This is a genomic window from Virgibacillus carmonensis (assembly GCF_057836705.1).
This window is the reverse complement of the sequence record NZ_JBYQFJ010000363.1, coordinates 1-539: the sequence shown is the minus strand read 5'-3', so window position 1 is coordinate 539 and position 539 is coordinate 1. Positions and strand designations below refer to the sequence as shown.

The window sequence follows — 539 nt, the reverse complement described above, 5'->3', positions numbered from 1 at the left end:
ACAGTATTTTTTGTTTTGAAAACCTATCAATAATTGGTCCATAAAGAAATTGCAACGTTACCGGCACCATAGCAATAGCACTTGTTAACCCTACTAAAAGTACTGAGTCAGTTACCGATTTGACATACCACAATGTAGCGATCATGTAAAAACTATCAGCAAAGTTCGTTATAATTCTTCCCGCTAACAAAATAGTTAATTGTTTATTCATTTTTGTCCTCCTTGGATTTTATATAGGTTAAATTTCCTATATAAAAACAGGAGGACCTCTAATTTTTATTCTACAGGATTAAGTATGATAAATTAGTAGTCGATCTATGATCCTCATTTAAAGCACCCCTTTCATATTACTCAATTTAATCGTTATTATATACTTTGTTTTCAGAAACTTCAATGTGCCCTTAAAGGACTATCTTTCAGTAATAAATGGTTTTATAACACACCACTATACATTAGTTATTTTAAATGTTTCAGCAAGAATAACAGCTACTACAGGCAAAAAACATATTATTGCATACTTATATTCATTAGATTTAATG

Annotated in this window: 1 pseudogene; it reads right to left on the bottom strand. The window is 29.9% G+C overall.

Annotated features, from left to right (window positions below):
• Window positions 1-211, bottom strand: a pseudogene (locus tag AC3G7N_RS22370) (MFS transporter); the annotation flags it as partial.
• Window positions 212-539: the final 328 nt, after the last annotated feature.